Source organism: Marinicrinis lubricantis (assembly GCF_042658665.1).
GTDB lineage: Bacteria > Bacillota > Bacilli > Paenibacillales > KCTC-33676 > Marinicrinis > Marinicrinis lubricantis.
In genome coordinates this window covers 1-633 of the sequence record NZ_JBHSQV010000050.1, presented here as the reverse complement: position 1 = coordinate 633, position 633 = coordinate 1, and the positions used below count along the sequence as shown (strand labels likewise).

The 633-nt window shown below is 34.4% G+C and carries 1 protein-coding gene; it reads left to right on the top strand.

Annotation, left to right across the window (positions count from 1 at the left end; genetic code table 11):
- Positions 1-167 precede the first annotated feature (167 nt).
- Positions 168-488 carry a hypothetical protein gene (locus ACFPXP_RS07970; RefSeq protein WP_379893709.1) on the top strand — a complete coding sequence of 107 codons (321 nt, stop codon included), beginning with the start codon at positions 168-170 and terminating at the stop codon, positions 486-488.
- Positions 489-633 lie beyond the last annotated feature (145 nt).

Sequence of the window (633 nt, the reverse complement as noted above, 5' to 3'; positions counted from 1 at the left end):
CCAAACTCATCCAGTTTGAAAGATAGGATGGCCTCCATATTGTAAATAAATTAAAGACCACCTATATGTATCCATAATAAATGGTGTGTCAACTATTAGGTGTTTATGAGATTTTAAGAATTCGGGATTATTCGGGAGAAAATTTAACTTTATAGAGGGAGGAGAATATGATATTTAGGTTTACAGGAATTATACTGGTGTTTACATTGCTTTGTTTATCAGCTTGTTCAAATAATGATAATGTATATAACGTGAATAATATAACAGCAAATATCGAAGTGGTTGATAAGACTAAACCAGAACGAGGTGAAAAAGGCGAATCCTGGATTCATGTTATATATCTAGAGGGCACAAATAAGAAAGTTATGAAACTTAAAGTTGAAAACAAAAACATTTGGAATTTAATAGAGATAAATAGATCGTATACAGCTACCTTTACTCAAGATAATCTGGGTGAGTACCAATTACATGAGATCACTCCATTTTGATATTGTATAAAGTGTTTTAAATCATAACCACCCGTCCAACGGGTGGTTTGCTCTGGGGGTATAACCCCCTGTTGCCAAACTGCGCCTAAAGACGCTAGCCTGACAATAAAATTGTTCAGGCTCAGTGTAATTTGTCGCTTTCACT

Coding starts and splice junctions, on each gene's coding strand:
- ACFPXP_RS07970 (WP_379893709.1), top strand. CDS start 168: ATGATATTTAGGTTTACAGGAATTATACTGGTGTTTACATTGCTTTGT.